Annotated in this window: 23 protein-coding genes and 1 riboswitch; of the genes, 18 read left to right on the top strand and 5 right to left on the bottom strand. The window is 38.1% G+C overall.

Features of this window, described 5'->3' with window-relative positions; genetic code table 11:
- Positions 1–183: 183 nt before the first annotated feature.
- The 11 genes from D9O48_RS13330 (at position 184) to D9O48_RS13280 (ending at position 10,731) form a co-directional block, all read left to right on the top strand.
- Positions 184–468 carry a co-chaperone GroES gene (locus D9O48_RS13330; RefSeq protein ID WP_394343559.1) on the top strand — a complete coding sequence of 95 codons (285 nt, stop codon included), beginning with the start codon at positions 184–186 and terminating at the stop codon, positions 466–468.
- 75 nt (positions 469–543) lie between these two features.
- Positions 544–2,175, top strand: a complete 1,632-nt coding sequence (groL, locus tag D9O48_RS13325) for a chaperonin GroEL (RefSeq protein ID WP_126973479.1) — start codon at positions 544–546, stop codon at positions 2,173–2,175.
- Positions 2,176–2,326: 151 nt separating this feature from the next.
- Complete coding sequence (locus tag D9O48_RS13320) at positions 2,327–2,773, top strand: Hsp20/alpha crystallin family protein (RefSeq protein ID WP_126973478.1); 447 nt, start codon at positions 2,327–2,329, stop codon at positions 2,771–2,773.
- A 104-nt stretch (positions 2,774–2,877) separates the two neighbouring features.
- Complete coding sequence (locus D9O48_RS13315) at positions 2,878–3,396, top strand: hypothetical protein (protein WP_126973477.1); 519 nt, start codon at positions 2,878–2,880, stop codon at positions 3,394–3,396.
- 775 nt (positions 3,397–4,171) lie between these two features.
- Positions 4,172–5,998, top strand: a complete 1,827-nt coding sequence (gene aspS / locus D9O48_RS13310; RefSeq protein ID WP_126973476.1) for an aspartate--tRNA ligase — start codon at positions 4,172–4,174, stop codon at positions 5,996–5,998.
- Positions 5,999–6,090: 92 nt separating this feature from the next.
- The gene (locus D9O48_RS13305) at positions 6,091–6,588 is read left to right on the top strand and encodes a hypothetical protein (protein ID WP_126973475.1); all 498 of its coding nucleotides are present in this window, start codon (positions 6,091–6,093) and stop codon (positions 6,586–6,588) included.
- 7 nt (positions 6,589–6,595) lie between these two features.
- Positions 6,596–7,873, top strand: a complete 1,278-nt coding sequence (locus D9O48_RS13300) for a replication-associated recombination protein A (RefSeq protein WP_126973474.1) — start codon at positions 6,596–6,598, stop codon at positions 7,871–7,873.
- An 80-nt stretch (positions 7,874–7,953) separates the two neighbouring features.
- Positions 7,954–8,406 carry a GNAT family N-acetyltransferase gene (locus tag D9O48_RS13295; RefSeq protein ID WP_126973473.1) on the top strand — a complete coding sequence of 151 codons (453 nt, stop codon included), beginning with the start codon at positions 7,954–7,956 and terminating at the stop codon, positions 8,404–8,406.
- Between the two features lie 117 nt (positions 8,407–8,523).
- A complete protein-coding gene (locus D9O48_RS13290; RefSeq protein WP_126973472.1) occupies positions 8,524–9,492 on the top strand; it encodes a hypothetical protein in 969 nt (322 codons plus the stop codon).
- A 63-nt stretch (positions 9,493–9,555) separates the two neighbouring features.
- Positions 9,556–9,957, top strand: a complete 402-nt coding sequence (locus D9O48_RS13285) for a T9SS type A sorting domain-containing protein (RefSeq protein WP_126973471.1) — start codon at positions 9,556–9,558, stop codon at positions 9,955–9,957.
- A 375-nt stretch (positions 9,958–10,332) separates the two neighbouring features.
- Complete coding sequence (locus D9O48_RS13280) at positions 10,333–10,731, top strand: hypothetical protein (protein ID WP_126973470.1); 399 nt, start codon at positions 10,333–10,335, stop codon at positions 10,729–10,731.
- 64 nt (positions 10,732–10,795) lie between these two features.
- On the opposite strand, the gene uvrA is transcribed toward D9O48_RS13280, so the two are convergent.
- Positions 10,796–13,684, bottom strand: a complete 2,889-nt coding sequence (gene uvrA, locus D9O48_RS13275; RefSeq protein ID WP_233589244.1) for an excinuclease ABC subunit UvrA — start codon at positions 13,682–13,684, stop codon at positions 10,796–10,798.
- Positions 13,685–13,850: 166 nt separating this feature from the next.
- Between uvrA and D9O48_RS13270 the strand changes: the two genes are divergently transcribed.
- From D9O48_RS13270 to D9O48_RS13240, 7 genes are all read left to right on the top strand, one after another.
- Positions 13,851–14,525, top strand: a complete 675-nt coding sequence (locus tag D9O48_RS13270) for an OmpA family protein (protein ID WP_126973469.1) — start codon at positions 13,851–13,853, stop codon at positions 14,523–14,525.
- Positions 14,526–14,609: 84 nt separating this feature from the next.
- Positions 14,610–15,215 carry a porin family protein gene (locus D9O48_RS13265; protein ID WP_126973468.1) on the top strand — a complete coding sequence of 202 codons (606 nt, stop codon included), beginning with the start codon at positions 14,610–14,612 and terminating at the stop codon, positions 15,213–15,215.
- A 372-nt stretch (positions 15,216–15,587) separates the two neighbouring features.
- Positions 15,588–15,703, top strand: a riboswitch (SAM riboswitch).
- 156 nt (positions 15,704–15,859) lie between these two features.
- The gene (queF, locus tag D9O48_RS13260; protein WP_126973467.1) at positions 15,860–16,285 is read left to right on the top strand and encodes a preQ(1) synthase; all 426 of its coding nucleotides are present in this window, start codon (positions 15,860–15,862) and stop codon (positions 16,283–16,285) included.
- Positions 16,286–16,303: 18 nt separating this feature from the next.
- Positions 16,304–17,563, top strand: a complete 1,260-nt coding sequence (locus D9O48_RS13255) for a homoserine dehydrogenase (RefSeq protein WP_126973466.1) — start codon at positions 16,304–16,306, stop codon at positions 17,561–17,563.
- Between the two features lie 138 nt (positions 17,564–17,701).
- A complete protein-coding gene (locus tag D9O48_RS13250) occupies positions 17,702–18,031 on the top strand; it encodes an ArsR/SmtB family transcription factor (RefSeq protein WP_126973465.1) in 330 nt (109 codons plus the stop codon).
- Between the two features lie 57 nt (positions 18,032–18,088).
- On the top strand, positions 18,089–18,553 hold the full coding sequence (locus D9O48_RS13245; RefSeq protein ID WP_233589243.1) for a DUF6428 family protein: 465 nt from the start codon (positions 18,089–18,091) through the stop codon (positions 18,551–18,553).
- Positions 18,554–18,575: 22 nt separating this feature from the next.
- Complete coding sequence (locus D9O48_RS13240) at positions 18,576–19,349, top strand: metallophosphoesterase family protein (protein ID WP_126973464.1); 774 nt, start codon at positions 18,576–18,578, stop codon at positions 19,347–19,349.
- 63 nt (positions 19,350–19,412) lie between these two features.
- Here the strand turns inward: D9O48_RS13240 and D9O48_RS13235 are convergent, their stop codons facing one another.
- The 4 genes from D9O48_RS13235 to thrA all read right to left on the bottom strand — a co-directional run bounded on the left by D9O48_RS13235 (position 19,413) and on the right by thrA (position 25,156).
- Entirely contained in the window at positions 19,413–20,297 is an 885-nt protein-coding gene (locus D9O48_RS13235; RefSeq protein WP_126973463.1) for a DUF2167 domain-containing protein, read from the bottom strand.
- A 135-nt stretch (positions 20,298–20,432) separates the two neighbouring features.
- Positions 20,433–21,728, bottom strand: a complete 1,296-nt coding sequence (gene thrC / locus D9O48_RS13230) for a threonine synthase (RefSeq protein WP_126973462.1) — start codon at positions 21,726–21,728, stop codon at positions 20,433–20,435.
- Positions 21,728–22,690, bottom strand: a complete 963-nt coding sequence (locus D9O48_RS13225) for a homoserine kinase (protein WP_126973461.1) — start codon at positions 22,688–22,690, stop codon at positions 21,728–21,730. The genes thrC and D9O48_RS13225 overlap by 1 nt, the downstream gene beginning before the upstream one ends.
- Positions 22,691–22,714: 24 nt before the next feature.
- Complete coding sequence (gene thrA / locus D9O48_RS13220) at positions 22,715–25,156, bottom strand: bifunctional aspartate kinase/homoserine dehydrogenase I (protein WP_126973460.1); 2,442 nt, start codon at positions 25,154–25,156, stop codon at positions 22,715–22,717.
- Positions 25,157–25,328: the final 172 nt, after the last annotated feature.

Genomic DNA, 25,328 nt, shown 5'->3' with positions numbered 1-25,328 from the left:
ATATTACAATGCTGTCAATTCAACATTTATCAGGTCAAAATTTCAAATACAGAGTCAGAATTTCAGTTTTTTTTCCATTGGTATACCCTTTGTTTAAGCAGTAATGTTCTTCGAAGAATAAAATTACTTAGACATTATTATTAGTATTTGTTTTAAACATTTTAATTCACAAAACTTTTAATTATGGCTACCAGAACAATGGCACAACCACTTCACGACAGGGTCATTATCAGACCGGTAAAAGCAGAAGAAAAAACAGCAGGGGGAATTATTATTCCTGATACCGCTAAAGAAAAACCGCTTAAAGGCGAAGTTATAGCATCAGGCCCCGGTAAAAAAGACGAACCTGTTTCTGTAAAACCAGGCGACAATGTATTATTTACAAAATATGCCGGTACGGAAATTCAGGTAGAAGGAGAAAATTATCTGATCATGCGTGAGTCTGATATACTGGCAATACTCAATTAATAGTCAGATACAATATTATTATCCTTTCAACTTTTATTTTCATACAATTTTTAAACTGCTAAATTTTTTAAGATTATGGCTAAACAAATTTTGTTTGATCTTGAAGCTAGAAACAGGGTAAAAAATGGTATAGACACCCTTGCGAATGCTGTAAAAGTAACTCTTGGCCCTAAAGGTAGAAATGTAATACTTGAAAAAAAATTTGGTGTATCTGCCATTACAAAAGATGGGGTTAGTGTTGCTAAAGAAATAGAGCTGGAAGATCCTATTGAAAATATAGGTGCTCAAATGGTAAAGACAGTAGCTTCTAAAACGGCCGATATTGCAGGGGATGGTACAACCACAGCAACTATTCTCGCACAGTCTATCTATGCCAATGGCCTTAGAAATGTAGCCGCCGGGGCTAATCCCATTGAATTGAAAAAAGGAATTGATAAAGCCGTAAGTGCGGCCATACAACATCTTAGAAACCAAAGTGAAAAAATAGATATTCAATCCGGTAAGTTACGCCAGGTAGCTACCGTTTCTGCCAATAATGATGAAGAAATCGGCCAGCTTATAGCAGAAGCATTTAGCAAAGTTGGTAAAGAAGGAGTTATCACGGTTGAAGAATCTAAGAATACTGATACTTATGTAGAAGTGGTTGAAGGTATGCAATTTGATAAAGGTTACCTCTCTCCTTACTTTGTAACGAATACCGAAAAAATGCAAACCGAACTGAACAAACCTTACATACTCTTGTATGATAAGAAAATTTCAGTAATGAAAGATATTCTTCCCGTATTAGAAACCACTGCACAAAGCGGAAGACCTCTTTTAATTATTGCTGAAGATATTGATGGTGAAGCATTAGCAACACTGGTAGTCAATAAGCTTCGCGGAAGCCTTAAAGTAGCTGCTGTGAAAGCTCCCGGCTTTGGAGACAGAAGAAAAGAAATGATGCAAGACATTGCGATACTTACCGGTGCAACTTTTATAAGTGAAGAGCAGGGGTACAAATTACAAGATATTACCATAGATTATCTGGGTACTGCTGATACAGTAGTAACGAATAAAGATTTCACTACGATCGTTGGTGGCGCTGGCAATAAAGAGCAGATTAAAGCACGTATAGCACAAATTAAAGCCCAGATTGACACAACAACATCCGACTATGACAAGGAAAAGTTAAGAGAGCGGCTTGCAAAACTTAGCGGAGGTGTAGCCGTATTGTACGTAGGCGCTGTATCAGAAGTAGAAATGAAAGAGAAAAAAGATCGCGTAGACGATGCGCTTCACGCTACACGTGCTGCTATAGAAGAAGGCATTGTTCCGGGTGGTGGTACAGCTCTGGTACGTGCTATGGAAGCGCTGGAAAAGCTGACTTCAGAGAATGAAGCAGAAAAGGCCGGCATCGGCATCATTCGCCGTGCATTGGCAGCACCGTTAAAACAAATTATCCGAAATGCTGGGCTGGAAGGCGACGTTGTAGTACAAAAAGTAGCTGATGGTAAAAATGATTTCGGTTTTAATGCCAGAACCGAACAATATGAAAACTTATTGCAAAGCGGTGTAATCGATCCTACAAAAGTTACACGTACAGCACTTGAAAACGCCGCGTCTGTAGCAGGAATGTTACTAACCACAGAATGCATAATTGCCGAAAAACCGGCTGATGAAACTAAATCTTCGGTTAACATTCCGGCAATGTCAGGAATCGATTATTAATATCCTCTTTTCACATTTTTGAATACAGTGCCGGAAGCAAAGGTGCTGTATTCAAAATAATACAGGCTGCAATTAAACTATAACTGTAAAAACAAATCATACTTTGATGATTCATTAATAATAGTTTAACCACAAAACAAGGAGGTAAATCATGTCACTGATTAAGAGAAATGACATCTTTAACACATTTCCTAAACTATTTGAAGACTTTTTCGGAAGAGAATTATCTGACTGGAGAAATGAAAATTTTTCCGTTACCAGTACAACGATTCCCTCTGTCAACATTAAAGAAACAAATAATGCTTATGAGGTAGAGCTGGCAGTTCCCGGAATGGAAAAATCAGACTTCAATATCGAACTCGAAGGTAACCGACTCATTATCTCTTCTTCTAAAAAACAAGAAAATGAAAACAAGGAAGAGAACTATACACGTAGAGAATTCAGTTACCAGTCTTTTCAACGTAGTTTTTCTCTTCCGGATAATACGGTGGATGCTGATAACATAAAAGCCAGATATGAAAACGGCTTACTCATCATAGATATTCCGAAAAAAGAAAATGCTAAAAAGAAAGCACCCAAACAGATTAGTGTAGGATAATTATCCTTCACTAATCTTTAAAGGAAAGCACATCCTACAAATGTAAAAACAAACCATCTATTACTGTAACATCTGTATTTTTTAACTTTTAACATGTTTTAAATATGAAGATGAAAGTAATGGCTTTATTAATGGCCTCTCTTTGTATTTTAAGCGCTTGTGAAGGTCAGGAGAAAGAGGTTGAATATTTTATAGTAAAAGAAACAATTACGAGCGCTGATCATAACGGAAACCGAACAATAACAGCGTACACTAACAATAAAGGAGAACTGTTGTCTTATAACTCATCCTTTACCAGTAAAAAATTTGCTTTACCCAAAGCAAACAATACTTACTTATCTGACAATACGCTGATTAATTTCACGGGAAACCTACGGCCGGACCGGAACCTCTGTTTTATTAACCTGTCATCAGGTAGTAATCACTCATTTAACAAATTATACTACAACGGGGCAAGCGGTCTGACTTTATCAGATCCTGGGCGAAATAAGAAAGAGGATACGTTAGAGGAGCAACTCAGGAACCTGCAAAAGGAAATAAAACTCCTCATAAAAAAGTTAGAAGAAGCGTTTACGGAATCATTAAAGAAACAAACCCAGAATGATTATTTGATCAACTCCTGACAAGAGGCTGCTACCTGCAGCCTCTTGTTAAATTACATTCTCACATCAATACTTTCTTTTACAAGATCAGGTAAGATTATCGGAAATAATCATTCTGATTTCAATCACTACAAAATTAAAGATTGTACATTTAGACACTAAAATGCCGGTTCTTTACATTTTTCGCAAAATCAGGAATTTTTTTATGCACTTATTATCAGCTTGATAGGATTTTCCATAACGAATTGTTTTTTGATATTATTCCTGCAATTCACTTACTGGTGGTAATGTCTTCCTTTTTTCTTTTACTCGAGCGAACAGACACCTTATTGCAAAATCCGTTCAATAATGCACCTGTCGACACTTCGGTAACTACAATAGCCGCTACAATTGAAATAAACTTAAAAACTGCCGATCCGAGAAAAAACTGTTCCCAAACACACCACCTGCAGATTTCTATATTTGTTAGTAACCGGAGGATATAATAATCAATATCCCTTTGATGAGTACAATTAGCTGTAACACCACCAGGTGTACAATGTCATATAAACTATATTCCCCATCACGTCGAAAGCTCCTAAAACAATAATTATCAATCAAATAAACAAATATTGTAAGGAATAATAGTTCAGGCTCAGAATGACTGCAAAATCAATGGCCCGAATGCCCATCGATCATATTCACCGGAATAACATTATCTCTTGCCGAAAATTATACAAATAAAATACAGCATACTCTAAATCCCATTAACTTTGCAAACTATTTGACACGCAAACATTATTAAAATATTTCCGGAATGTACAGAACGCATACCTGTGGGGAACTCAACATCCAGGCTGTAAATCAAACAGTAACACTGGCTGGCTGGGTGCAAACCGTAAGAAAGTTTGGAAGCATCACCTTTGTGGACCTCAGAGACCGCTATGGAATTACTCAATTGTTATTTGGAGAAAACTTAAATGCAACCTTAGACAATCAGCCTTTAGGTAGAGAGTTTGTATTGCAGGTTACCGGAAAAGTAGCGGAACGTTCAAATAAAAACCCGAACATCGCTACGGGAGAAATTGAAATTCTGGTAGATAGTTTCAAAATTTTAAATAAAGCGGCTACTCCTCCCTTCACTATTCAGGATGATACCGACGGCGGTGATGATTTACGTATGAAATATCGCTTCCTTGATTTGAGAAGAGCAATCGTTCGTAAAAATCTTGAGCTGAGATATTCAGTAAACAGGGCAGCCAGAAATTATTTGCATGAAAATCATTTCATGGATATCGAAACACCGTTTCTGATTAAATCTACTCCCGAAGGAGCACGCGACTTCGTAGTGCCTTCGCGTATGAATGCAGGACAGTTTTATGCATTACCACAATCTCCCCAAACCTTCAAGCAATTACTGATGGTGAGTGGCTATGACCGCTATTACCAGATTGTAAAATGTTTCAGAGATGAGGATTTGCGTGCCGACCGTCAACCTGAATTTACCCAGATTGACTGTGAAATGAGTTTTGTTGAGCAGGAAGATATTCTGAATATGTTCGAAGGAATGGTAAAGTATATTTTCAAAACCGTAAAAGGTATTGATTATAACGAAACCGTACAAAGAATGTCGTGGGATGAAGCCATGTGGACCTATGGTAATGACAAACCGGATATCCGCTTTGACATGCAACTACTGAACATCAAATCAGTATTCAAAGTCAACGGAGAAATCAAAGCAGACGGTTCATTACTGAACGGTGTAGATTTTAAAGTGTTTAACGATGCTGAAACCGTGTTAGCCATTGCAGTACCCGGTATCGCAGAATATACCCGTAAACAAATCGACGAATTAACCGAGTGGGTAAAACGCCCACAGATCGGTATGCAGGGATTGGTTTACATCAAATGCAATGCAGACGGCACTTACAAATCAAGTGTTGATAAATTCTTTACAGAACCTCAGTTAAAAGCGATTGCCGATGCGGCCCGAGCTAAAGCCGGGGATATGGTATTGATGCTGGCAGGATTGGAAGAACGTACCCGTAAAGCAATGAGTGAATTGCGTTTAGAATTGGGTAACAGATTAGGATTAAGAAATAAAGATCATTATAAACTGTTGTGGGTACTTGATTTTCCGCTTTTTGAATATGCAGAAGAAGAAAATCGCTGGGTAGCGCGTCACCACCCGTTCACTGCCCCGAAACCTGATCATATTGACATCATGATTCAGAACGATCCGGAAATCAGAGACGCCGCCAATTATCTGCAACATCCATATGCCAATATCAAAGCAAATGCTTACGATATGGTATTGAATGGCAATGAAATAGGCGGAGGTAGTATCCGTATTTTCCAGAGAGAGCTACAGGAGAAAATGTTTGCGGCACTGGGTATGTCAACAGAAGAAGCCAATCATAAATTCGGATTCCTTTTGGGAGCTTTTGAATATGGTGCGCCACCGCATGGGGGTATTGCTTTTGGTTTCGACCGCTTGTGCTCCTTATTGGGCGGTAGCGAAACCATTCGCGACTTCATCGCCTTCCCTAAAAACAATAGCGGAAGAGACGTGATGTTAGACGCGCCGGCACAAATTGACCAAAAACAGTTAGATGAGTTAAGTATTCAGCTTAACGTAAAATAATCAATACCTTACAAGTATCGGAGAAGTCGGGCTTGTCCCGACTTTTTTTGTACCTTGAACCTTACATTCAATTTAGTTGTTAATAATTTATTATGAAGGGATTTATATTTTATAGGATAGGTACCTATCTCCTATTGTTGTCGATTGGTTTTTCTGCCATATTGTTAATGTCATTTTTATCCATTGCATTAGCGCACCCCCAACTGTTATTTGAATGTTTTCTTTTAGCCTCATATATACTCTATTCTTATACCAGCTATCGTTTCATGTCAAGAGGAATGATCAACCAGCTAAGCTTCAAAAAATCATTCAAAGGTTTTCTCAGAGTAAATTGTTTTGGAACACTGGTGATGGCCCTCATTATATTTATAAACCTTGGGTATTTATTAATGAAGCCCGATGCATTAGATAAAACGGTGGAAGACTTTATTTCCAACAACAATATAGACATGAGCCATGAGGCTCTAACAGAACTTCTCAGGAAGACTTCAATCGGAATAGGCATCTTTTTTAGCTTAGTAACAGTCCATGTGTTTGTAACTTTAAAGTTAATAAAAAAATACGCTTACCTTTTTGACGATCAAGCTTAATCAATCTATGCAAAATTATCCATCCGCACCATTGGCTGAAAGAATGCGTCCTACAGATTTAAAACATATCGTGGGGCAATCTCATTTGGTGGGAGAAGGATCTATTCTTTATAATTCAATTCAGCAAGGTAAAATTCCTTCAATGATTTTGTGGGGACCTCCGGGAACCGGAAAAACCACGCTTGCCAATGTAATCGCCAATACATTATCGCTGCCATTTTTCAGCCTGAGTGCAATCAGTGCCGGGGTAAAAGACATGCGCGAGATACTGGAACTTGCAAAAAAAACGCAACACGCCATTTTATTTATTGACGAGATACACCGTTTTAATAAATCGCAACAGGATGCCTTGCTGAATGCTGTAGAAAAGGGTACGGTTACGCTGATCGGTGCCACTACTGAAAATCCCTCTTTCGAAGTAAACTCAGCTTTACTGAGCAGGTGTATGGTTTACGTGCTGAAGTCGCTCAACCCTGAAGAGCAGATCACTCTGATGAAAGACGTACTGTTACGTGACGAATGGATGCAACAGTTTACAGTTCACCTTAAAGAAACAGCCGCACTGATTCAGATTGCCGGAGGAGATGCCAGAAAACTGCTGAATCTGCTTGAGCTGGTAGTTGTTAGTTTAGGACAAAAAAATCCGGAAGTAGAAATCACCGACCGTGCAGTAATGCAGATCGCTCAGCAAAAAGTGATGGTTTATGATAAAAACGGAGAACAACATTATGATATTATTTCTGCTTTTATCAAATCGATCAGAGGTAGTGACCCGAATGGAGCGGTTTATTGGCTGGGTAGAATGCTGGCCGGTGGTGAAGATATCAAATTTATTGCGCGCAGAATGGTCATTTCGGCAAGTGAAGATATTGGTAATGCCAATCCTACTGCCCTTATTTTAGCCAACAGTACATTTGATGCCGTTAATAAAATCGGAAACCCTGAAGCCAGAATAATTTTATCTCAATGCGCCATCTATCTTGCAACATCAGCTAAAAGTAATGCCAGCTATACAGCTATTAATGCTGCTTTATCGCTCATCAGAAAAACCGGAGATCTGCCTGTACCATTGCACCTGCGCAATGCTCCTACAAAACTAATGAAGCAACTTGATTATGGAAAAGACTATCAGTATGCTCATAATTTTGAAAACAATTTCGTGAATCAGGAGTTTTTACCAGAAACAATTAGCGGAACCAGCTTTTTTGTTCCCGGAAAAAATGCAAGAGAAGAAGAAATGAGAAAATACCTGCAGCAACTTTGGGGCACTAAATACAATTATTAGTTAATAATTAAGAATTAATAATTGAAATAAAACCACGGCGATACAACTCTTAACTCTTCACTCTCCATTCTTAACTTATTATGAATATCCACTTTCAAATAACTCCGTTCAATGAATTAACAGTTGCAGAATTATACGATATTCTACAATTGAGAACAGCTGTTTTTGTAGTGGAGCAGAACTGTGTTTATCAGGATATGGACGGTAAAGATCAGGCTGGTTTGCATTTATTAGTAAAATCAGACGAAGGAACACTACTGGCTTATGCCCGCTTGTTACCACCTCATACCTCTTATACCGAGCCATCAATCGGCCGGGTAGTATCAAATCCTTCTTTTAGAAAAGCAGGATTTGGAAAAGCATTAATGCAAAAGGCAATAGATTCAGTATCTGCCAGCTGGCCCCACCAGGGAATTCGTATATCCGCACAACTTTACCTGCTTCAGTTTTATCAGAATCTTGGTTTTTCAACAGTTGGAGAATCTTATCTGGAAGATGATATCCCACATATAGAGATGTTGTATATCAATTGATAAGATTTTTTTTTCAGTTTCAGCATCATAAAAAGGGAAATACTGCGTTAATAAAGAGTATTAGCCCTGAATGGGGTGCAATCGACGACCAACTGAAAACTATAAATCTGATATTCCATGAATCAGCAACCTCGCTATTCCGTAGGCAAAAAACTATGGGTATTGCTAGCTGCAACCCTAACGCTAGGAACCACAAATGTCAAAGCGCAATATTACGACTCTGACAAATTTGTTGAATTAGGCTTTACCATTGGCGGCTCTAACTTGTTGAGCGACCTGGGCGGTACCGGTGGTAAAGGTATGACCTTCTTAAAAGACAACAACTTTCCGGCAACCCGTTTAGCCGGTGGCGTATTCGCTACTTATCACCCTGTTAACTTTCTGGGTTTTCGTGCATCATTCAACTATGGCAGATATTATGCTGATGATAACCTTATCAAAGCAAAAGGTGGTTTGGAACAAGCCCGTATCGCCAGAAATAACAATGTAAGAACCAGTATTGCTGATGCAAGTGTAATGGCGATCTTCTACCCAACAGCTATTTTTATCAGAGCAGGAGAAGATATGACCGGAAGTTTTCAACCGTTTGTAAGTGCGGGAGTAGGATTTTTTAAATTCAATCCGCACGGACAGGATCCACTCACAGGTGACTGGGTAGCTCTACAACCACTGAGAACAGAAGGTCAGGGCCTTATTCCGGGAAGAGACCCTTATAAATTAAGTGGAGTAAGTATTCCTTTAGGATTCGGTTTTAAATATTATGTAAGTCAGACTTTCACTATCAGCGGAGAAGTTATTTACCGTAAAACCTTTACCGATTATATCGACGATGTAAGCACCACTTATGTTGACCCGTCTATCTATGCTACAGCACCGATGAACGGCAGTCAAAGAGCGCTGGCACAAAGAATGTCAAACAAATCTGTTGATATTCACGGTAATGGCCCTTTATATGCTCCGGGCAGCAAAAGAGGTACAGAAACAAACAATGACGCATTCTATACAGTAGGTATTACTTTTGGCTGGAGATTCGGTGGGGGATTAAACCCATGGAAAAATTCTACCAAATGCCCTGTGAGATTCTAAAAACAAATTGTATATTGTTTTTATTAATCCTAGTGCATAACCGTAATTGAAAATCTGATCCTTATGAATTGTAGAAAATCTGTATACCTGACTACCATTCGTGCGTTTGTTTTTATAGCTTTTATGGCTACAGGAAACCTCTTACTGGCAAATAATAATGATCCTGTAAAAGAAGAAAAAAAGCAAAAACAGACCATTACCATCGAAAAAAACATGGTAGATAAAAAGAAACTAACTCGTCTCTATCACAATTTTGACCAGAATGTTCTCTTTTTCTCTGCTAAAGGAATTTCAGGAAAAGTATATCACCTGACATTGTTTGATATCGACGGTAATATTATTAAACAGGTTAAAATCAGAAATAACGAAACAACCGCACTCAGTGCTTTAGAAAAAGGTAACTATGTGTTTGAAACGTTTGCTGATGACGATAAAATTGAAGATGGTTTAATTATCATAAAATAATAAAGCTTATTCAAATATTTTTACTCTTTTAAAGAGGGATATCGGATTTCGATATCCCTCTTTCTTTTAGCTTTCTATCCGGAATATGAATGTCTTTAATCAATATTTATTTCATCGGTAATTACACCCGCTTTGTAGTATAACAATAGCAAGTTCACGTCTGTTTTTTTATAATTACTGCCTATACCGCATCATTTTAATAGCAGCGCATTTCCACCATACCAACTTTCTTTTTCGTATGAAAATGCCTTCTGCTGAACAGTTTTTTGTAAAAATGTTTTTTTTTACTATTCAATAGTATCTCTCCAATTTATCTTGCCTCAAACTTTATCAGTTAGAAATTAATTGTTCTAACCATTCGAAAAAACAAATTTTATGAAATTCAAATTTGCATTAGCAATTGCCGCCTTATCCGTTACACTCATCGCCTGTAAAAAAGATAAAGACGAAGATCCTGGCATCGCAGGTCTTTGGATCGGAAAATATTCATCCTCAGCTACCGCGTACCCGACATTGGGTTATGCATTTCTTTTCAGAAAAGACGGTACTGTAAGAGTTTTTAATTCGTCTGACACGGCGGCTGCCAGTGGTAAAGCCGAGGGTACTTATCAGGTGGCGGGAAACAAAGTTACCTGTAACTATACTTACGTGATTGGCTCCGGTACTTACTCCAGTGAAGCTATCGTAAACAGTATGTTTACTTTTATGGAAGGTTCGTGGGGTAATGGAAGCAGTACTACAAATGGAGGCAAGTATTTTGTTTATAAAAATTAATATAAAAGGCCATCAGCAATGCTGATGGCCTTTTATATTAAGTATGATTTTACGTTTTACCCAATTAAAGTTCTTTCTTTAAAAAAGCCGCAGTAAAACTCTTCTTTACTTTAATCATTTCTTCAGGCGTTCCTTCAAACAGCACTGTTCCTCCGCCATCACCTCCTTCCGGTCCGATATCAATAATATGATCGGCTACTTTGATCACATCCATATTATGCTCAATCACTAACACGGTATTTCCTCTGTCTACTAATTTATTAAGTACTTCCAGTAAATGACTGATATCCTCAAAATGTAAACCGGTTGTTGGTTCATCGAGGATATAGAATGTTTTACCGGTATCTTTTTTAGCTAATTCTGTTGCGAGTTTCACACGCTGAGCTTCACCGCCTGAAAGTGTAACAGCCGATTGACCTAAAGTAATATAACCCAATCCTACTTCTTCCAGCACTTTGATCTTTCTATAAATGTAAGGTATATTCTGGAAGAACTCCACCGCTTCCGTTACAGTCATATCCAATACATCGCTGATTGATTTTCCTTTGTAACGGATTTCCAATGTCTCGCGGTTATATCTTTTACCCTGGCATTTTTCGCAAGGAACATATACATCCGGTAAGAAGTTCATTTCAATTACCCGCATTCCCCCACCTTCACAAACATCACAGCGGCCGGTTTTTACATTGAATGAAAATCTTCCTGCATTGTAACCTCTGATCTTTGCTTCGGGTACACTCGCATACAGTGTTCTGATATCGTTAAAAAATCCGCAATAAGTTGCCGGATTACTTCTGGGTGTACGTCCGATAGGAGACTGATCAATCTCAATTACTTTATCAATCAATTCAAGCCCCTTTACTGAAGTATACGGCAAGGGCTGTTGTTTCGAATTGTAACAATACTGACTTAATATAGGGTAAAGCGTTTCATTGATTAACGTTGATTTTCCGCTACCGCTAACGCCTGTTACAACAATCAACTTTCCTAAAGGAAACTGAACATTCACTTTTTTCAGGTTGTTGCCGCTCGCACCTTTTAACACCAGTTGTTTACCGTTTCCTTTTCTTCTTTCTTTGGGTATTGCAATTTGTTTTTCACCATTGATATAAGCTGCCGTAAGTGTATCCAGTTTTAATAAGCTTTCCGGTGTACCCTGCGCTACTATCTGGCCACCATGTACACCTGCTTTAGGACCAATATCTACCACCCAATCAGCAGCCATCATAATATCTTTATCATGCTCTACCACCAAAACACTGTTACCGATATTTCTCAGGTTTTGAAGCGCATGAATCAAGCGTTCGTTATCGCGCTGGTGCAACCCGATAGAAGGCTCGTCAAGGATATATGTAATACCCTGCAATTGAGAACCTATCTGTGTAGCAAGCCGTATACGTTGTGACTCTCCCCCACTCAGGGTACTGGAAGTGCGGTTCAGGGTGAGGTAAGACAATCCTACCTCCAGTAAAAATGATAGCCGCTCCCTGATTTCTTTTACAATGTCTTTAGCAATGATATTTTGTTTTTCCGATAAACGTTTTTCAATACCTTCAAACCATTGCAATAATTTATCAAGATTAAAGGCTGCCAGCTCACTAATATTTTTCTCATCTACTTTGAACCAAAGTGCTTCTTTTTTTAACCGGTCGCCATTACATTCCGGACAAGTATTCAATATCATGAACTTTTCAGCCCATGTTTTTACATACTCACTGGTTGTTGTGGCAAAATATCGTTTAACCTGATTAACGATACCTTCGAATTCGCCATCATATACACCGGTATCATCTCCAAAGTCTAAAATTTCATTTGACGCACCTTTTTCATCATTGTATAATAAAAGGTTGAGTTGTTTTTCAGTAAGCGACGAAACCGGTTTCTTAATATCGATTTTATGTTTTTTGGCAAACACCTGCACATTCTTAAATGAACCGGTATCTCTTTCTTCTCCCAACGGTGCCAAACCTCCGTCAATGATTGACAAAGACGGATCCGGAATTACTGCCTCCAGATTGATCTGGTAAACATTTCCCAGTCCTTTACAAACAGGGCAGGCTCCATACGGCGTATTGAATGAAAAGGTATTGGGTGAGGGTTCTTCATAACTCATACCTGTATCAATACACATCAGCTGGCTGGAGAACTGCACCAGTTCATCCTTCGCTTTTTTTCTGGTATCGTCGGGGTGTACCAACAAAAACATGAGGTCTTTACCCATTTTCAATGCCTGCCCGATAGATGAAATCAAACGGGTCTTCATTTCATTCTTCACTACCAGGCGGTCTATCACTACTTCAATATCGTGGATCTTGTACCGGTCTAACTGCAGTTTCGGCACTAAATCAGTAATTTCTCCATCAATACGGGCTTTAACAAATCCTTTTTTTCTGATATCTTCAAAAAGTTCGCGGTAATGCCCTTTTCTACCCCTTACAATAGGCGCTAAAAGTGTGATCTTACGATCTTGATATTTCTCAAAAATGTTTTGAATAATTTCCTGTTCATTGAACTTGACCATCTTCTTTCCCGTATGATAGCTGTATGCTTCACCGATACGGGCGTACAATAAACGCATGAAATCATATACTTCGGTTACTGTACCAACGGTTGAACGCGGGTTACGGTTAGTCGTTTTCTGTTCAATGGAAATCACAGGAGAAAGTCCTGATATTTTATCAACATCGGGTCTTTCCATATTCCCCATAAACTGACGCGCATATGCACCAAAAGTCTCCATATAACGTCGTTGACCTTCCGCATAAATGGTATCAAAAGCCAGTGATGATTTACCTGATCCGGAGATACCGGTAATCACCACCAATTTATTTTTTGGTATACTTATGTCAATGTTTTTCAAGTTATGTACACGAGCTCCTAGTACTTCTATCGTTTCTCCGTTCAAGGGTGGAATAGGTTTTGTAGTATGCTGGGTAGTATCCTTTTTTTTCACAATCTTAATTTTATTAAAAAGGGTGTATATCAAAGATATAAAACTAATAGACTTCTAAAAGTTAAGTTAACATTTAAAGGAAAGATTAGTCGGATTTTTAAATTAACAAAAATGGTATAACCTTTGTTAAGCGTTAACAAAATTTTCAAAAAATAAAATTTTACTTATGATTTCCGCAAAGAAAACATTCATTGCTTTAGCCGCTGCCGCATTGATTTTATCAAGCTGTGAAAGTATGAATAAAACACAGAAAGGTGCTGCCATTGGTACCGCCGGAGGTGCTGCAATAGGCGCTGTAATCGGTAAGGCAGCAGGTAATGCCGGATTAGGAGCTGTTATAGGTGCTGCCGTAGGTGGGGGTACCGGAGCCGTAATCGGTAAAAAAATGGATAAACAAGCAGCAGAAATTGAAAATAAAGTTCCTGGCGCAAAAGTTGAACGTGTAGGAGAAGGTATTGTAGTAGAATTTAACAGCAAAATTTTATTCGGTTTCGATCAAAGTAAATTGTCTGCAGATGCAAAACAAAACCTTGACAAGTTATATACAATCTTAACTGAATATCCTGATACAGATATCGAAATTCAGGGGCATACTGATAATACCGGAACAGAAGCATACAACCAGACGCTATCTGAAAGAAGAGCAGGAGAAGTATCTACTTACCTTAAAAGCAAAGGACTTGCTTCTAACAGAATCAAAGTAGTTGGTCACAGTTTTCACGTTCCGATTGCATCTAATGATACGCCTGAAGGAAGAATGGAAAACCGCCGCGTAAACTTCATCATTACAGCAAATGATAAAATGGTGAATGACGCGAAAAAAGAAGCAGGTGAAAACTAATCTGATCTATTCTTGATCAGAACAGTTTTAACTTTTTCGTAATAATTGAAGCACTATTTTGTGCTAAATTTTAAAGTAATTCTTATGAAACTAAAATTCAAAACTTTAGCGTTTGCACTGACCGGTATGTTATTTACCAATGCAGCTTTCTCACAGGTACAATGGGGTGTTAGAGCAGGTGTTAACTTCTCTAACCTGAATGGAAAAATTGCAAGTATTAGCACGGACGGCAAACTTTTGACAGGATTTAATGCAGGTGTTACTGCCGATATCAATCTGGCCGATGAATTTTTTATTCAACCCGGTTTATTGTATACCACCAAAGGTTCTAAAGCAAAGAATGTTGATGCCAGTACTACTTTAAATTACATTGAACTTCCTGTTAACTTTTTATACAAACCAGAATTAGGTACCGGTAATTTATTGTTAGGAGTAGGACCATACGCAGCTTACGGTGTGGGAGGTAAAGCTAAACTTGGCAATGCTGAAACCGATGTAAAATTCGGTAAAGATGAAGTATATAAAGCAATGGATTTCGGTGGAAACTTATTATTCGGTTATCAACTGGCCAATGGTTTATCTGCACAGTTAAATGCACAATTGGGTATGGGTAATATTTTAAACAATGGAGACAGTAACAACAAACTGAACAATACCGTATTTGGTGTTTCTTTAGGTTACAAGTTTTAATTTTAAAACTCATCATAAAAGCCGCCTGTTATAAAACAGGCGGCTTTTTTATTTAGTTCCGTTTCAGGCGCTTCATAATCAGGGAAGAAATAAGATTAAAATCCGTTCTTACGGATGAAAGTTTTCAGCCATATTCATGGTGGTATTAATGGCACGGAGTAACTCTACCTCCAACCAAAAATAACAGGGCAGAACACCCTGTGTACGCCTTTTATTTTCTACAATGTGGAATAATAACAACTCCTTCTAATAAGATACGAAAAAAAATCGACATTTTAAAACAGACTGATAATCAGCCAAATACATTTAATTTAAATTATTATTTGGAAAATTCGTTTAGCAGACGTTAACTTTGCACCAGTTCTTGAATACTACTTATCAAGAAAGGCTGAGGGAAATGGCCCGTTGAAGCCTTGACAACCTACCTCCAACATTGTTGGGGATAAGGTGCCAACTCCATCCCGATGGATAATCGGGACAGATAAGTCAGATGCTAAGCTTTACATACGCTATACACTTCCGTGTATCTACGATATTAAGCGCTTCTGACGATGTTGGAAGCGCTTTTTTTATAAGTGTTTCCCATCGGACTTTCTTCTTAATAGTATTCCTGTCATAACATTTAAGGTTAATACTGTTTAACAATGCCAACATTATTAAAGACGTACAAAGACATTGACGCTGCTTATCTGCAAGCGATACCCAATCCGTCTCAACAAGCGTACGAGATCAAAATTAAGATTCCCGAATTTACTTTTCTGGGAGTAAAAGAGCAGCCAGACTTTGCTGTTATCTATCTAACTTTCTATCCGGGAAAACATGTTATCGAATTAAAATCTCTCAAACAATATGTTTTTCAACTGAGAGATATTGTAGCTTCTTATGAGCGCCTCATTAATATTATTTACAATGACTTAATGAATGTATACCAACCGGAACGACTACGCCTTGTCATGATTTGCAATCCGAGAGGAGGTATCAGTTCTAAACTCACCATCGATTCAGACTGGAAAGCCAGAGGCGGTAACGAAGAGTTTAATGACTGGGGTGGAATAGAAGATCAATGGTAATCAACAAAAAAATTAACAATGGACAATCATAAACAACTTACAATAGGATTATTCGGTTTTGGTGTAGTAGGTGAAGGTTTGTATAAAGTGTTACAACAAACACCTTCATTAAAAGCATCCATTAAAAAAGTATGTATCAAAGATGCAGGTAAAAAAAGAAATGCACCTGATGAATTATTCACCACCGATAAAGACGAAATATTAAACGACTCTTCTATCAATGTAATAGTAGAAGTAATTAATGAAGCAGATGCTGCATTTCAGATCGTAAGTACTGCCTTAAAAAACGGAAAACATGTAGTATCTGCTTCAAAAAAAATGATCTCAGAAAACTTAAACAGTTTATTACAACTGCAAAAAGATACAGGCAAATCATTTTTATATGAAGCGGCGGCATGTGCTTCCATCCCTGTTATCAGAAACCTCGAAGAATACTATGACAATGATCTGTTACACTCTATTAAAGCTATTGTAAACGGATCAACCAATTTTATCTTAACCAAAATGTTCGAAGAGAAACTCGATTTCAAATCGGCTTTATTACTTGCGCAACAATTAGGTTTTGCAGAATCAGACCCATCACTTGATGTAGACGGCTATGATGCAGTGTACAAATGGAGTTTTTTACTAACGCATGCATATGGCATTACCGCACAATATTCCGATATTGTTTTTAATGGTATCCGTAATATACATGCGGCAGATGCATTGGTGGCAAGAGAAAAGAACCTCGATATTAAACTGGTAGCATCAGCACAAAAATTAAACAATGGTAAAGTAGCAGCCTTCGTGTTACCACAATTTGTTGAAAAAGATGATCACCTGAGTTTCGTTAAAAACGAATACAATGGAGTGGTGATTGAATCAGGATTTGCAGACAAACAGTTCTTCTACGGAAAAGGTGCCGGTAGCTTCCCTACCGCATCAGCTGTATTGTCAGACATATCTGCTTTAAGGTACCAGTATCAATACGAGTATAAAAAGCTTTATCATCATAGCCCATTAGAATTAACAGACGAATATCACGTAAAAGTATTCCTGAGTTTTGACGACATTAAGTATATCCCTAAAGATAAATTTGAATGGATTGAAGAATGGCATGCCGATAAAGAAAGAAAGTATCTTGTAGGTGTACTCCCCTTCTCTGAAATAAAAAACACCACCTGGTGGAAAGAAAACAATACGTCACTGATACTAGCTCCAAAAGCCATTATAGAAGACGTTGCAGTAAGAAAACTTAAACAAAAAAGCTTACAATTAGCAGGTATTCTCGATTAGTAATCAATATAAATTGCGGTGTTTTATTAAATAGAATAAGGTGGTCTGCGAAGGCCATCTTTTTTTGTGGAAGAATCTTTGCAAAAATAATTTGCCGCATTCATTTAATATCGTAATATTGCAATATTAAAATAACGTATGGGAATAACTAAAACAGCTATTCATACTGCTGAACAGAATGAAATAGCATCTTTTTTTAAAGTACTGGGGCATCCTGCCAGAATAGCTATCCTACAACACATTATTCATCAAAAAGCATGTATTTGCAATGATTTAGTAGATGAGTTGGGCCTGGCCCAGGCTACTATTTCACAACACCTGAAAGAACTTAAGAATATTGGTATTATTAAAGGAACCATAGAAGGAAAATCTGTTTGTTACTGTATCGACGAAAAAAAATGGCAAAAAGTTCGGAAAGTTTTCAGCCGCTTTTTTGATCAGGATATAAATATCAACCAATGCTGCTAAGCATTTTTTTGAAACACATCATCGCAATATTGCGATATTACTAAAAAAATTACATATATGAAACTATCAACTATTAAACAAATTCTGCCTTCTCTGAATAATGTTGAATTTCAACTGGAGAACGGAATATTTGTGCCTGAACACTTTCATGTTACAGAAGTGGGAATAATAACCAGGAATTTTATTGATTGCGGTGGCACTATCAGAAATGAAAAAACAGTAAACTTTCAACTATGGAATGCAGATGATTACGAACATCGTTTAAAACCTGACAAACTACTAAATATCATTCAACTCTCTGAGGAAAAATTAGGTATTGGCGAAGCAGAAATAGAGGTTGAATATCAGGCCGAAACCATTGGCAGATATGAACTCGACTTTAACGGCAAACACTTCATCTTAAAAAATAAAAGAACTGCCTGTCTGGCAAATGATGCCTGCGGTATAACCCCATCAGTTAATAACACATCCATAGTATCTCAACATCAACCTTGCTGTACCGGAAACCCGGGTAACTGCTAACTTATCATCTGCAAAAAATTATATGAAGATTGCATTATTCAGTGATATTCATGCTAACCTGCCGGCGTTAGAAGCCTTCCTCGAGGATGTGGAAAAAAAACAACCAGACAGTTTGTATTGCCTGGGAGACCTGGTAGGTTACAATATCTGGCCTAACGAAGTAATAGAAGAAATTCGCAAAAGAAAAATACCTGCAATTGCCGGCAACTATGATTGGGGTATCGGACAAGCCGGTAATGATTGTGGCTGTGCTTATAAATCAACTGCTGAAAAAGCAAATGGAGCAATCTCTATTGCATTTACAAACGAAATGATTAAGCCTGAGCAGCGAAAGTATTTACAATCACTACCGGCTCATATCCGTATTGAATTTCAATTCAACAATCAGCAACTCTCATTACTCTTAGTACATGGCAGTCCAAGAAGGATAAACGAATATCTTTTTGAAGACAGAGATGATAAAAGCATGTTACGTATCATGGAAAAAGCCGGTGCTGATATTCTTTGCTTTGGTCATACACATCAGCCTTATCACAAAATTATACGTACGGAAAAAGCTAACCAGCCTCATTACCGCCATGCAGTGAACACCGGTTCAGTAGGAAAACCAAAAGATAAAGATATCAGGGGATGTTATGTAATGATAACGCTTAATGAATTCAGTTCTGTTTGGAATCCGCACAGTATACAGGTTGAGTTCATACGCTTCAATTATGATGTTGAAAGAGCAGCGCGGGGCATTGAAACCAGTATTCTGCCCAATGAATATGCTCTTAACCTCAGAAGAGGTTATTAGTGAATAAAAAAAGAGCGGTCATCAAAGACCGCTCAATACAGGAAGTTCACTAAAATATTTCTATTAATTATTCTCAGGGTTTTCTACAATGATTTCATCTTTCTTCTTACGCTTAAAAAAACGAACGATCGCATAAAAAGCAGCGCCTATTCCGATCAGTACTAATTTAATATTCTTCAGAATAAGTGCCAGTATACCTGTTTTGGCCAGAATTTTTCCTGCTACCAAACCACCTACCGTCCACTGTGCATAACTACCGGTGCTCGGATCAAAGTCACCGTAGCCTGATTGATTTTCATAGGCTACCATATCATATAATACCGGAATATCTTCTCTGATCATTCCCAGAAGCGCTGTATCAGCCGCTACTGTAATATTCACATAACCGTACTTGTTTAACTTATACAATTGATAATTCAATACCGATTCATCACTACTACCCTCACGGAAAACTTTTGCAAAATGTAATGTATGGTTAGGCTGATCATACTCAGGATCCATTCCCCAACCTGTAAAGTAGAGCTTTACAGGAATATCAGGATTTTGTTTATAAAATTCCTTCTCGCTTTTCTGCTGTTCTTTTAGTATCTCATTCTTGTCAATTTTAGAAGCATCCTTGTCTTCAATGTAGCCTTCTTTATTTTCAGATATGTATACGGAGTAAATTATATTTTCCTCTTCATCCATTTTCAGCAATAAACCTAATAAATCTTTATCAGGTTGATTCTGAAAAATCTCTTCACTTACATAATTTGCACTTTCTCTGTCTAATAGTTTAAAGCCTTTAGGTACATTAATCTTTATATAGTTCTGATAGGTAATAGAAGGTTCAGTGATGTATTTGATATTGCTTTCTGCTTCCTGTTGCTGAGCTACTTTTGTTGTGTCATTTGCCAACGCGAAGAAAGACACAAACAACAACAGTAATGTCATTGGATAAGATCTCATGAATATGCTATTAAATTTATAATAGTGTAAACATAATCGAAGAAGTTTTTATTATCAAGTGTCAATATATATTTTTTTCATTATCAATTAAAAGGGAGGATCCACATCCTCCCCACGCTTTGATTTATAACCAGCTTAAGACAAAATATATGATTTAAATTCATCATAACTAACATCCAGCAGATCAGCTTTTTTTTGTGCTTTCATTAATATTGAAAGACTTTCGGGCAGTGCTATTTTTTTGTGTAAAGCCTGCTCTACAGTACTTATAAATTTAACGGGGTGAGCCGTTTCGAGGAATATGCCTTTTTCTTCCCGGTGATTTTTCAGATAATCCTCCAGTGCCTTATAAGCTACTGCTCCGTGTGGATCAAGCATATAATCATAAGCTGCATATACTTTCTGAATGGTTTCAATAGTTATTTTATCAGTGACCGTGGCACCTGAAAGGTTTGACTGCAATAACGGTAATGATTGTGTAAACAATTCTTCTATGCGTACAAAGTTACTCGGAATGCCTACATCCATGGCATTTGATAAAGTAGCCTGTGCCGGTTGAGGGGTATACTTCCCTGAACGAAGGTATCTGGGTACCACATCATTGATATTGCAGGCCGCAATAAAATGTTTTACCGGTAACCCTGACTGTTGTGCTAACAGGCCTGCACAAATATTTCCGAAATTTCCGCTGGGTACAGAAATGACCGGTGGATTGACAGAATCTTCCCATTGCTGGTATGCGAAAAAATAATACATCTGTTGCGGTAACCAACGGGCAACATTAATTGAATTTGCAGAAGTCAAAAATAATTTTTGTTGTAGTTCTTCATCAGCAAAAGCCTGCTTTACCAATGCCTGACAATCATCAAACGTTCCTTTAATTTCAATTGCCCGGATATTTTTTCCTAAAGTGGTGAGCTGTTTTTCCTGCACTTCACTTACTTTTCCGGAAGGATACAAGATGATCACTTCCACACCGTCCACATCATAAAAGCCATTGGCAACAGCACCGCCGGTATCTCCGGAGGTAGCTACCAATACTGTTAACTTATCAGCTCTGTTTTGCGCAAACAGTCCTAAACAGCGGCTCATAAACCGCGCTCCTACATCTTTAAAAGCTAAAGTAGGACCATGAAACAGTTCGAGTGAAGAAATATTCTCATTGACGTTTACCAAAGGAATATCAAAGTTGAACGTTTCTTCTACTATATTAAACAGCTGTTGTTCTGTTAATGAAGGTTGCACATACGGGCGCAATACTTCAAAAGCCATTTCAGCTTTTGATAGTTGATGAAAATGTTTCCAGAAGGTGGCCGGCAAAACCGGTACTTTTTCAGGAAAGAACAAGCCTTTTTTATTACCTTGCCCTTTAATAGCCGCAGTTTTAAAATCTACCTTTTCGTCACGATCATTCAGATTATAATACAGCATTACTCAATTATTTTATAGGGCTCAACGATTGCTCCCTGATGATTTAAATTAGTAACATATGTTTTGTACTCTACTCCAAGCCGCTGATACACATCTATCATTACTTCTTCTACAGCACGTGCCGCAGCCTGTCCTTTACTCAGCATAAATATTGATGGGCCTGAACCTGAAATACCTCCTCCTAATGCACCAACGGAGATACTTTGTTTCTTCACTTCATCAAAACCGGGTATCAGTATACTTCGTACAGGCTCTATGATAACATCTTCAAGTGACCGGCCGATTAAATCATAATCACCTTTCATTAAACCGGCCATCAGGCCGGCAATATTTCCCCATTGTTTAATCGCATTTTTCAGAAGTACTTCTTTTCTGAGAATCTGCCGTGCATCGGCTGTTTTTACCTCTATCTGCGGATGAACAACGGTAATGAATAACTGCGGGGCAGGAACCGGTACGATATCCAGCGGGAAAATAGACCTGATTAACGTAACGCCCCCGAATATTCCGGGAGCAATATTATCAGCATGTTTGACTCCGCTGGCAACTTTTTCACCGAACATGGCAAAACGAACAAGGTCATCTTTTGAGAAAGGATTTCCCAGCAGATAATTAGCACCAACAACTGCCCCTACCGAACTGGCAGCCGAAGATCCCAATCCACTGCCGGGTTTAATCATTTTCTGAATACTCACTTCAAAACCTACCGGCTCGTGATATTCTTCCATCATTGCAAGTAAAGCTGCGCCAGCTACATTTTTTTCAGGTTCGGTAGGTAGATCATACGCATCAAGATGCTCAATTCGAATACCTGTTTGACCGGAAAGACTCACGATCATTTCATCCTGGGGATGTTCTAATGCTAATCCGAGAATATCAAAACCGCAAACCAGGTTTGCCACTGTAGCCGGAGCAAAAACTTTTACGGTTTGTTTTATATGCTGACCTTTATGTAAGTTCATTGTAATTGAATTGATGAATGTAAATTATCTGGCTGCACGTACAATGTCGGCAAAAACACCTGAGGCTGTTACTTCAGCGCCGGCACCCGCTCCTTTCACTACCAACGGCTGATCAACATAACGTTGTGTATAGAAAAGTACAATATTATCTTTTCCATATAAATGGTATAAGTTATGGGCCGGATCGATATGTTGCAAACCTACACTCGCTTTCCCATCTTCAAACCGGGCAACAAATTTCAACTTCATACCATTTGCAGCAGCCTGGTCGTAGATGTTTTTAAAATGACTTTCCTGTTTCTCCATCTCCAGATAAAAATCCTCTACAGACCCGTTCATACAGGATGCTGGCAAAAACGCAGTATTATCTACCTCATTCATCTCAATAACATAACCTGCTTCACGGGTCAGAATCATAATTTTACGCATCACATCAACACCACTTAAATCTAAACGCGGATCCGGCTCCGTATAACCTTCCTGCTGCGCTTGCTGTACCACACTGGCAAACGAAACAGATCCGTCATAATTATTAAACACAAAATTCAGTGTTCCGCTTAATACCGCTTCAATTCGGTTAATCTGATCACCACTCCTTAGTAAATCGTTCAATGTACCTATTATCGGCAGGGCTGCGCCTACATTTGTTTCAAAGAGATAAAAAGTATTATGTACCCGGGCCAGATCTTTCAGTTCTTTATAGTAATTATATTCAGCTGCTGCTGCAATTTTGTTACAGGCCACTACAGCCACACTTTTTTCTAATAAAGTAGCATATACCTTTGCCACAGCCTCGTTAGCAGTAACATCTACAAAAATAGAATTGCGTAAATTTTTTAGTTTTATGTTTTCAACAAAATCATCCAGTGAAGAATCTGTACCATTGACAAGTAAAGACTTCCAGTTAGCTAAATCAATGCCCTGATCATCAAATAACATCTTTTTACTATTCGCAACACCTATTACTTTAATGATCAGTTTCAGATGATGTTTGAGGTAATCTTTTTGCTGATACAACTGATCAATCAGTTTACCACCTACATTACCGGTACCGGCAATAAAAAGATGTATTTGTTTATAGGAGGTTTCAAAAAATTCTTCGTGTAATACATTGATGGCTTTCTTTACATCAGCAGTAGTAATAACCGCTGATATATTTCGCTCAGAAGATCCCTGTGCAATAGCACGAACATTCACTCCGTTTCTACCCAGCGCACCAAACATTTTACCGCTCACACCGGGCTGTGATTTCATCTGGTCGCCTACAAGTGCTACTACTGACAGTTGCGTTTCCACTGTAATAGGCTGTACCTGCCCCCTGTCAATTTCATGTTTGAAAGTCTGATCAAGAATCAATTTAGCCTGTTCTGTTTTTCCTACTTCCACTCCTACACAAATAGAATGTTCAGAAGAACCTTGTGTAATCAGAATAACATTAATCTGAGCATTCGCCAGTGTTTCAAACAATCTCTTTGAAAAACCGGGGATACCAACCATACCACTTCCTTCCAGACTAAGCAATGCGATATTGTTAATAGAAGTAATACCACGTATGTGACCATTTTTATGCTCAACGTTTGACTGAATTACAGTACCTCTGTCTTCGGGAGCAAAAGTGTTTTTAATCCAGGTCGGAATATTCTTTTGCATCACGGGTTGAATAGTTGGCGGATAAATAACTTTCGCGCCAAAATGCGACAATTCCATCGCTTCCTGATAAGAAATATGCGATAATATTTTAGCATGGGGTACTAACCGCGGATCGGCAGTCATCATACCGCTGACATCCGTCCATATTTCCAGATTATCGGCATTTAAAGCAGCAGCAAAGATTGCAGCTGTAAAATCAGAGCCGCCTCTTCCTAAAGTTGTAGTAATACCTTCTTCATTTGAAGCAATAAAACCAGGCAAAATAAAAAGGTTTTGCGAAGCTTCGGTAAAATATTGCTGAATCAGCTGATTGGTTTTCTCAACATTTACCAAAGCACTACCATATTGATTATCTGTTTTAATCAGTTCACGCGAATCTTTCCATTGTGCAGGAACCGACACCAGATTAAAGCGGTGTGCAATAATATTAGAAGAAACCAGTTCTCCGAAACTTACCATTTTATCTTTGGTTCTAGGCGACAATTCACCTAATAAAAAAACACCGTTACAGATATCTTCAATTTCATTACAGCGTTGTTTTACCCAACTCAAAACACTGCTTTGCTGAGCTACCGGCACCAGTTCTTTAACGGCTGTCAAATGACGATCTTCTATTTTGCTCAGTACTTCTTTATATTCTTCGTTTCCACTTGCAGCCAGCGACCCGGCCAGCAAGAGTTGGTCGGTTACTCCTCCGAATGCTGAAACAACGACAATGGTTCTATCCTGCTGAACAGCATTTTTAACAATAGCGACCACTTTGTTGATATTCTCGGCATTGGCCACAGAAGTGCCGCCAAATTTTAAAACTTGCATAAGATTAATTTGAAAAAAAATTAGTTGAAAGATTTTCTACAAGAGAAAGATTTCTGGAAATTCAGGAGACCGGCTCCCCAATGGATAATATAGTAATGCACAACCCTTAAAGGGTTGTAATAATAGTAATCGTTGTAGCCGTAGTAGCTACAGTAACAGAAGATGAAATAAT

Origin of the sequence: Gynurincola endophyticus, from assembly GCF_003991195.1 — a bacterium.
GTDB lineage: Bacteria > Bacteroidota > Bacteroidia > Chitinophagales > Chitinophagaceae > Gynurincola > Gynurincola endophyticus.
Note: the sequence above shows the minus strand (reverse complement) of the source record. Positions and strands in the feature narration are given on the sequence as shown.